The organism is Flavobacterium sp., from assembly GCF_031411595.1.
Classification (GTDB): Bacteria; Bacteroidota; Bacteroidia; order Flavobacteriales; family Flavobacteriaceae; genus Flavobacterium.
Map to the genome: position 1 here is coordinate 116,863 of NZ_JANOBI010000030.1, position 10,125 is coordinate 126,987.

The 10,125-nt window shown below is 39.5% G+C and carries 6 protein-coding genes; 1 reads left to right on the plus strand and 5 read right to left on the minus strand.

Annotation, left to right across the window (positions count from 1 at the left end; translation table 11 throughout):
• Window positions 1–40 precede the first annotated feature (40 nt).
• The 5 genes from RMO03_RS07125 to folE form a co-directional block, all read right to left on the minus strand.
• Window positions 41–820, minus strand: coding sequence for an AraC family transcriptional regulator (locus tag RMO03_RS07125; protein ID WP_309641406.1), 780 nt, complete (start codon window positions 818–820; stop codon window positions 41–43).
• A gap of 28 nt (window positions 821–848) precedes the next feature.
• The gene (lgt, locus tag RMO03_RS07130; protein WP_309641407.1) at window positions 849–1,778 is read right to left on the minus strand and encodes a prolipoprotein diacylglyceryl transferase; all 930 of its coding nucleotides are present in this window, start codon (window positions 1,776–1,778) and stop codon (window positions 849–851) included.
• Between the two features lie 63 nt (window positions 1,779–1,841).
• A complete protein-coding gene (gene yidD, locus RMO03_RS07135) occupies window positions 1,842–2,090 on the minus strand; it encodes a membrane protein insertion efficiency factor YidD (protein ID WP_309641408.1) in 249 nt (82 codons plus the stop codon).
• A gap of 74 nt (window positions 2,091–2,164) precedes the next feature.
• Window positions 2,165–3,643 (minus strand): cysteine--tRNA ligase, encoded by a 1,479-nt coding sequence (cysS, locus tag RMO03_RS07140; RefSeq protein WP_309641409.1) that lies wholly within the window; start codon window positions 3,641–3,643, stop codon window positions 2,165–2,167.
• 185 nt (window positions 3,644–3,828) lie between these two features.
• Window positions 3,829–4,500, minus strand: coding sequence for a GTP cyclohydrolase I FolE (gene folE / locus RMO03_RS07145; RefSeq protein ID WP_309641410.1), 672 nt, complete (start codon window positions 4,498–4,500; stop codon window positions 3,829–3,831).
• Between the two features lie 157 nt (window positions 4,501–4,657).
• On the opposite strand from folE, the gene RMO03_RS07150 reads away from it, so the two are divergent.
• A partial coding sequence (locus tag RMO03_RS07150; protein ID WP_409024912.1) for a beta strand repeat-containing protein occupies window positions 4,658–10,125 on the plus strand: 5,468 nt, incomplete at its 3' end.

Sequence of the window (10,125 nt, forward strand, 5' to 3'; positions counted from 1 at the left end):
ATCGTAGCTACAAAACGAATAGTATGATATTGCAGTTTATTTAAGCATTACGAAACATACCCGGACTGATACCGGTGACTTTCTTGAAATGCTTGCAGAAATGCGTAGCATCATAAAAGCCTGTTTCCAATGCGATATCTAGTATGTCATTTTGCGACTGCAGCAGTTTTTTGCTTTTCTCGATACGTTGCTGAATAATGAAATTATTAGGTGTTAAACCAGTCTCGTTTTTAAATAACCTTAAGAATTTGTATTTATCAAGCCCGAATTTTAGTGCAGTTTGATCGAGAGAGAATTTTTCGAAAGTTTCCTCTTCGATGAATTTACGGAAGAGTTGTGTTTCTGAATCTAAATGAGGCATTGCCGTCGAATGATGAAAAACCAATCGCTTTAATAGCGGCATAAGTTTTTGTTCCAAAAGGAAATCGGAATTGCCGAAATTTTGAGCGACAAAATACAATGCCTCAAATAAATCGGCATCGTATATTGTCCTGTCGTTGAAGAAAACAGATTTGTGATTGTTTAATTTTTTTAAGACATCGGGAGCGACATAAAACGTGTAAAAAGAATTCCCCAATTGGGTTTCACAAAGCGTGGCATGCACTTCATCAGGATTGCTGATAAACAAGCTTCCTTTTGGTGCATGCATCAATCGATCGGCCAATTTTGTAGCAAAAGGATGGTCTAATATTAAAGTAATATTGAAAGTCGGATGAGAATGAAATGGAAAGCTTATTTTGTGGTTCTTCGCATGTAAAAACTCCAAACCGTCTAAAATAGGTGATCGATAATATTGATTGTGATTTTTATCAAGCATCATAATCCGGATACAATTTAAACGTTGCGCATTATTCTCCTTCAATAGGTTTGTCAGCGGTGAAAATAAAATACAATCCAATCAGTATAAACGGAATGCTAAGCCATTGCCCGGTAGAGAATAATCCTAGATATTCTTCAATGCCACCTTGACTTTCCTTAACGTATTCAACAGCGAATCGCACTGACCAAAGCAAGACTAAAAACAAACCGAATAAAAAGCCTAAGCGTTCTCTGACGTTGGTTTTCCAATACAAGAAAAACAGTATCGCAAAAACGAATACATAACAAACCGATTCGTACAATTGCGCCGGATGTTTGGCAGGAACTTCTTGCAATAGCATCGCAAATTTCGGGTCATTCACAATCGCATGATAAGCCTCTTTCGCATTTGGAATTTGTGTTCTACTCATTGCCTCACGTGGACTAAAATAATCCCTAACAAATCTAATCCCTAATACCGAATCAGTTGTCGTTCCCACAATTTCAGAATTGAAGAAATTACCAATCCGAACAAAAATAGCACCGCTGGCTACGGGAATCACTACGCGATCGAGTACCCAAAGCATCGGTCTTTTCATGATGTTTTTACTGAAAAAATACATCGCAATAATAATCGCTATGGCAGCACCGTGACTTGCCAATCCTTGAAAACCAGTGAATTCAAAAGTAGGGTCAAATCGGAAAGGTAGCAATATTTCGGAAAGATGGTTGCGGTAATATTCCCAATCATAGAAGAAAACATGGCCGAGTCTGGCACCTAATAATGTGGCTAAAACGGTCCAGATAAATAAAGAATCCAGTTTTTCTAAGGATTCGTTTTCACGTTCGAAAATACGTTTCGTGATATACCATCCCAAACCGAAAGCAATGACAAACATCAAGCTGTAGTATCGGATGACAAAAAAACCAAGATCGATACCTTCTGTTGGATTCCATATGATTGATAACGCTGTATTCATAGTTGGGGTTTTATGATTTCTTGTAAAAATAAAGATTTAAAATATATTTTTCCTTATAATAAGTTAATCTTTACGACTTGACTTTTTTTGCGGAACCGGATCGTATCCACTTTTCCCCCAAGGATGACAGCTTAAAATTCTTTTAATAGCGAGATAATTTCCATAGAAAATGCCGTGTTTTTTTATAGCTTCTATGGCATAATGGGAGCAAGTAGGCTCGAATCGGCAAGTTGCCGGAGTGAATGGAGAAATGGCGACTTGGTAAAATCGAATTAGTAGAAGGAATGGAAATCTAAGAATTTTAGAAAACATATTTGGTGTTGTAAGTTGTAGGTTCTAGGTTGTAGGTTAACTTAATCGAACCTACAACCTAGAACCTACAACAATCATAGACTAAACGTCGTTCCGTCTTTCCCATCTTTCAACTGAATGCCCAAAGCAATCAACTGATCTCGAATCTGATCCGACATTGCAAAGTCTTTATTAGCTCGGGCATCGTTGCGCATACCGATAAGCATGTGCACTACACCTTCTAGTTTTTGCGTATTGTTGCCGGTTTCTTTTTCATTGACCAATCCTAAAACATCAAACACAAAAGCATTCATAGCAGCGGAAAAAATTTCTAAATCGCCCGCCGTTATGGTTGCGGAACCGTCATTTAAAATATTGATAAAGCGTACGCCTTCAAACAATTGTGCAATTAAAATCGGGCTGTTGAAGTCGTCATTCATCGCATCATAACAAAATTGTTTCCAAGTTGCAATATCAACTGTTGATTGGTTAGCAGTTTTAATTTCAAATAAAAGTCCCATCGCTTCCATCAATCGGTTGTAGCCTTTTTCGGCTGCAACAATCGCATCATCGGAAAAGTCAAGTACGCTTCGGTAATGCGCTTGCAACATAAAAAATCTGGCTACGCTTGGCGAAAATGCTTTACTCAAAAACGGACTGTCACCCGTCAGAATCTCACGAGGCAGAATGTTATTTCCGGTTGATTTTGCCATTTTCTTACCATTTAAAGTAAGCATATTGGCGTGCATCCAATAATTGACCGGTGTTTTTCCGGTGCAAGCTTCGTTTTGTGCGATTTCGCATTCGTGGTGAGGGAATTTTAAGTCCATACCGCCGCCGTGAATATCGAACTGGTTGCCCAAATATTTGGTGCTCATGGCGGTACATTCTAAATGCCAGCCCGGAAAACCATCGCCCCAAGGGGAAGGCCATCGCATAATGTGTTGCGGTTCGGCTTTTTTCCAAAGTGCGAAATCTTGTGAATTTTTCTTGTCGGATTGCCCATCGGTATCGCGGGTGTTGGCGAGCATGTCTTCGATGTTTCTGCCGCTGAGTTGCCCGTAATGGTTGGTTTCGTTAAACTTGACTACATCAAAATAAACAGAACCATTCGATTCGTAACCGATACCGCTGTCGATGATTTTTTGTACGATCTGAATTTGCTCGATGATATGCCCTGTTGCTGTGGGTTCGATGCTTGGCGGAAGGAAGTTGAACTCGCTTAAAATTTCATGGAAATCTACGGTATAACGTTGCACGACTTCCATCGGTTCTAATTGTTCAAGTCTGGCTTTTTTGGCAATTTTGTCTTCGCCTTCATCGACATCATCTACGATATGGCCCACATCGGTGATGTTGCGCACGTAACGCACTTTATAACCTAAATGCAGCAAGTATCTAAAAATCACATCAAACGACATGAAGGTTCTGACATTACCCAAATGCACATTACTGTATACGGTTGGCCCGCAGACATACATACCGACATTGCCTTCGTGAATGGGTTTGAAGAGTTCCTTCTCGCTAGAGAGCGAGTTGTATATTTTTAGGGTTTGATTTTTATAAAGTGGCATTGTGATTTGTGTATTCGGTTATCTGTTTATTTGATAGTGCAATATATACGATTTGCCCTAGCCCCGATAGAAGGGAAAATCCTTTTTTGTTTTTAGAGATTCCTCCTTAGTCGGAATGACATGCAATAAAACAAAAAAGATTGGAATGATAGCGGGAATCAGCTCCTAAAAATAAGCAAACTTTTTTAGAACTTCGTTTCCAATTTAATGTATTCTAAAAACTCGCGGCGTTTCAATTCGTTTTTAAATTGACCTCCGTATTCGGCGGTTACTGTACTGCTTTCAATATCTCGGATGCCTCTTGAATTGACGCACAAATGTTTGGCATCGATCACGCAAGCTACGTCGTCGGTGCCTAATGCGCGTTGTAATTCTTGTACGATTTGCATGGTGAGGCGTTCTTGCACTTGTGGTCTTTTGGCAAAATAATCTACGATGCGATTCATTTTGGAAAGGCCAATGACTTTTCCGTTAGAAATATAAGCTACGTGCGCTCTGCCGATGATGGGCAACAAGTGGTGTTCGCAAGTAGAGTAGAGTGTGATGTTTTTTTCTACTAACATTTCACCGTACTTGTAATTGTTATCGAACGTAGAAGTGTTGGGTTTTTTGTTGGGATTTAGACCTCCGAAAATTTCTTTCACAAACATTTTTGCGACGCGGTTTGGAGTGCCTTTAAGACTGTCGTCGGTAAGATCCATACCGAGTGTGAGCAGGATGCTCTGCACGTCTTTTTTTATGGATTCGATTTTTTGTTCATCGGTGATGTCAAAAGCATCATTTCGTATGGGGTTGGTGGCTTTGGATGGAATGTGATTGTCTCCAATTTCGTCTTGGAATTCGTCGTTTGTTGTCATTAAGAAGTGTAATTATAGTAGCAATTTTTTTTAAGGTTCAAAGATAAATAATAAAAACTAAACTATCTCAAAGGGTGTTAAATTTTAAAGTTATTTAAGTTTTAGAATAAATAATTGCAAAATTTTTGTAAATTTCGCTGCCAAAAAAAACCAACCAATGAAAAAGCTTTTACTTTGTTTTGTACTCATTCTCATGAGTATACCCAAAATATATTCACAAAATTTAGTAACCAATGGGGATTTCACAGCAGGAAATACAGGTTTCGCTACAGATTATGTTTATACTGTAACTGATGTTTCCGCTGCTCAAGGACTTTATGGAATAACGACCAATCCCAATGCGTGGTTTGTGAATTTTCCTAATTGTCCGGATCATACTTCGGGAACAGGCAATATGATGGTTTTTGATGGTTCGGTTTTAGGTTCTACTGTTAGAGTTTGGTCGCAAACCATTCCTGTACAAGCCGGAAAAAATTATGTTTTTAGTTATTGGGTACAATCATTCGATACGAACAATCCGGCATTATTAGAGACTTTTATTAATGGCATTTCGGCAGGCGCTGCGGTTTCAGCTCCAACAACAATCACTTGTGGGAATTGGTTAAAAATTTCGGTTACATGGAATTCAGGTGCCAGTACTAGTGCGATCATTACCATGCGCGATAGCGAAACTAATGCAACAGGAAACGATTTTGCTATAGATGATATTGCTTTTGCGACTTTACCAACGGCAACGATTTCCGGTCCGACTGCGGTTTGTAAGAACAGTGCGGGAAACTTGATTACTTTTACAGGTGCTAACGGAGTAGCTCCATATACTTTTACTTATAATATTAATGGTGGTGCTAACCAAACTATAAGTTCAACCATTGGTAATAATAGTGTTACGCTCCCAATTGTTACGACTGCTTCGGGTTTATTTAATTATAATTTAGTAAGCGTATCTTATGGGACTGCGCTGGTATTCTCACAAAACCAATCAGGAACAGCTGTTGTTAATATTTTAGATTTACCAACTGCAACGATTTCAGGTTCGGCAACGGTTTGTAAGAATAACACTGGAAATTTGATAACTTTTACTGGTGCTAATGGTATAAGTCCATATACTTTTACCTATAATATTAATGGTGGCACTAATCAAACCATAAGTTCAACCATTGGTAATAATAGTGTAACGCTACCAGTAGATACAACCACTTCAGGTCTTTTTGATTATAATTTAGTAAGTGTTGCAAATGTTAATGCTCCGCAATGTTCACAAAATCAATCAGGGATTGCTACTGTCAATGTTTTAGATTTACCTACTGCAACTATTTCTGGTTCTGGTTCTATTTGTTTAAATAGTTTAGGCAATACGATTACTTTAACAGGGGCTAATGGAATAGCACCTTATACTTTTGTATACAATATCAATGGAGGACCTAATTTATCAGTAACTACTGGTTTAGGGAATAGTGTGTCTGTTGCTGTGCCGAGTGCTCCTGTTGGTGTTTTTAATTATAATTTAGTCAGTGTTTCTAATGCTAACGCTCCAACATGCTCACAAAATCAAATAGGGACTGCTACGATTAACGTTCTTGCTTTACCAACGGCTACTATTTCGGGAGACGCTTATGTTTGTTCTGGAGCTACAGGTGTTATTTCGTTTAGTGGAACGCCAAATGCTACTGTAAATTATACCATAAACAATGGCGCGAATCAGACGGTTCTTTTGGATGGCACTGGTAATGCATCAGTCACTTCAGCGGCTTTGACAGCTACTGCTGTTTATGATTTGGTTACTGTTAATTCTAACGGGACCACCAATTGCAGTCAAAATATAACTGGTTCAGCAACATTGAGTGTTCCAACAGCTACCATTTTTGGAAGTACCTCTATTGCACCGGGCGAATCTGCTCCGATTACTTTTTATGGCACGCCGGGTGTAACGGTTAATTTTACTTCCACTTTAGGAGCCGGTAGTGTTGTTTTAAACTCGTCAGGTATTGGATATTATAACATTCCTTATATTGATACTACCACTGTTTTTTCATTAGTAAGTGCTACTGTTGGTGCTTGTCTAACGCCATTATCGGGTAGCGTAACCATTACGGTAATTCCATTTTGCAGCATTCCTGGCTCTAGTCTGCCGCTTGCAGAAGTTAATATTGATACACCGCAAGCCGTTTGTAATTTAGGACAATGCACGGATTTATTAGCTCGTTATACACAAATTAGTACACCTACAGATTATACGGTGTGTTCCGTTCCTTTCGCACCAACTTTTCCTTTTACGGGTGGAATTGTAATTCCTGCCACAGGAGATGATAGTTGGTCGCCAATTGTTACTTTACCATTCATATTTAATTTCTATGGAAACTGTTATAATAATGTTTTGGTAGGAACCAACGGGGTAATTACTTTCGATTTGTTAGGTCAAGTGCCATTAGGATATTGTAATTGGCCTTTTACAGCAACGATACCAGGCGCAGGTTTCCCAATTAAAAATGCGATTTACGGAGTATACCAAGATACTAACATTGCATCACCACCAGTAACGAACACGTTAATTCAAAACGTAAATTATTATATTTTGGATACCGGAGTGAATGCTGCTCCTAACCGAGTTTTTGTTGCTAATTTTAATGAATTGCCTCAATTTAGTTGTAATGCCAGTGTGGGTTTTCAAACGAGTCAAATCGTAATTCATGAAACTACCAATATTATTGATGTTTTGGTAAGTAAAAGAAGTTCCTGTGTGGGATGGAATTCCGGTAGCGGTTTAATAGGAATACAAAATCAAGCGGGCACATTGGCTTCAGTACCACCAGGAAGAAATACCGGTACATGGGGAACAACGAATGAAGCTTGGCGTTTTTATCCGAATGCAGCACCAACGCCAACGACTACGGAACTTAGTTGGGAGTTGAATGGTTTTCCTATAGGAAGCATTAATGAAAATCCACTAACGGTTTGTCCGACAGTTACTGGTACTTATTCTGCTGTTGTTAAATATAAAAGATGTGATGGTACCATAGCCGTTGTTAGAGATGATGTCTCTGTTGGCGTGGCAACACCATTGCCTGTGGCTGATCCACAAAACATTACTTTTTGTTCTTCTAGTTTGCCACCTTATACCGTAAACATAGATCAGAATGCTGCGATGTTGAGTACAGTTCCTGTGGCAGATCAAGGCAATTACAGTATCAAATATTATGAGCGTTATGATGATGCAAAAAATGATGCTCCAAACAATATTGATTATCTTTCAGTTGCTGATTTAGCTACTTATCAAGTTCCGTTAGTTCCTAAAACGATATATGTTCGTATAGAAGATCTTGTCACAACAGGATGTTTTAATGTCAGGTCTTTTGTTATTGATGTGGTGTCAAGTCCTTCGGGTACTTTTGCTTACACCGCCAGTCCGTATTGTAATAATGATGCGACACCGAAATCGCCCACGATATTTGCTTTAACATCGGGCGGTTCTTTTACAGCATCTTCGCCTAACTTAACGATTAATGCTACAACGGGTGCTATTGATGCCTCGACAAGTACGCCTGCAATTTATACTGTAACGTATACAATTCCAGCAACGGCTTTGTGTCCGGCTTTTACTACAGATGCCACTGTTGAAATTATACCTTGTAGTTGTACGATTACCGCTTCATCTTCATCACAGACGGTTTGTGTAGGAACGGCAATAACACCAATAACTTACACTTCATCTACGGGTGCAACAGCAGGTTCTGTTGTAGTGCCGGATTTACCACCAGGCGTTACAGGTTCTTTTTCAGGGAGTACTTTTACGATTTCAGGAACACCGAATTTGGCGGGAACTTATACGTTTGTAGTTACTTTAGATACAGGCATCACCGACACTTGTACGATTTCAACGACTATAGAAGTAAAAGCTTTACCAACAGCAACCATTACCGGAACCACGACGATTTGTTCGGGAACCACTGCTACGATAACTTTTACAGGAACACCAAATGCAACAGTAACTTACACGGTTGACGGCGGAGCAAACCAAACTATTCTTTTGGATGCTGCTGGAAATGGTACGGTTACGACTCCAATTCTAACGGTAGACAGTACCTATGATTTAGTGAGCATTGCTTCTAATGGAACTCCAAATTGTACTCAAACACTAACAGGTTCAGTAACTATAACAGTAAAAGCATTACCAACTGCAGCCATTACCGGGACCACAACAATTTGTTCTGGAACGACTGCTGTGATAACATTCACGGGCACGCCAAATGCTACAGTAAATTATTCGGTTGATGGTGGTACAAACCAAACCATTCTTTTAGATGCTGCAGGAAATGGTACGGTTACCACGCCTATATTGACAATAGACAGTACTTATGATTTGGTGAGTGTTGAAACGAATGGCACTCCAAATTGTACAAAAACACTAACAGGGTCTGTAACCATAACGGTAAAAGCCTTACCAACGGCAAGTATCTCAGGAGCTACTACGATTTGTTCGGGAACTACTACGACAATAACATTTACCGGTACGGCTGGCGCTACAGTAACTTATACTGTTAATGGCGGATTAAACCAAACCATTACTTTGGATGCAACAGGAAATGGTACAGTTACCACACCTGCATTGACAGCAGACAGCACTTATGATTTAGTGAGTGTTGCTTCTAATGGAACTCCAAATTGTACTCAAACGTTAGTTGGTTCAGTTACTGTTACAGTAAAAGCGATACCTACAGCAACCATTACAGGAACCACGACGATTTGTTCAGGAACTACCGCTGTGATAACTTTCACAGGTACAGCAGATGCTACAGTAACTTACACCGTTGATGGCGGCACAAACCAAACTATTCTTTTGGATGCTGCAGGAAATGGTTCGGTTACGACTCCAATTTTAACGATAGACAGTACCTATGATTTAGTGAGTATTGAGACTGGCGGAACTCCAAATTGTACGCAAACACTAACAGGTTCAGTAACTATAACTGTAAAAGCATTACCAACAGCAAGTATTTCAGGGACTACAACAATTTGTTCTGGAACTACTGCTGTGATAACCTTCACGGGCACGCCAAATGCTACAGTAAATTATACGGTTGATGGTGGTACAAACCAAACCATTCTTTTAGATGCTGCAGGAAATGGTACGGTTACCACGCCTATATTGACAATAGACAGTACTTATGATTTGGTGAGTGTTGAAACGAATGGCACTCCAAATTGTACACAAACACTAACAGGGTCTGTAACCATAACGGTAAAAGCCTTACCAACGGCAAGTATCTCAGGAGCTACTACGATTTGTTCTGGAACTACTACGACGATAACATTTACGGGTACAGCTGGTGCTACAGTTACTTATACTGTTAATGGCGGATTAAACCAAACCATTACTTTGGATGCAGCAGGAAATGGTACGGTCACCACACCTGCATTGACAGCAGACAGCACTTATGATTTAGTTAGTGTTGCTTCTAATGGAACTCCAAATTGTACTCAAACGTTAGTTGGTTCAGTTACTGTTACAGTAAAAGCGATACCAACAGCAACCATTACCGGAACCACGACGATTTGTTCAGGTACCACTGCTACGATAACTTTTACAGGAACGCCAAATGCCATAGTTACTTACACGGTTGATGGTGG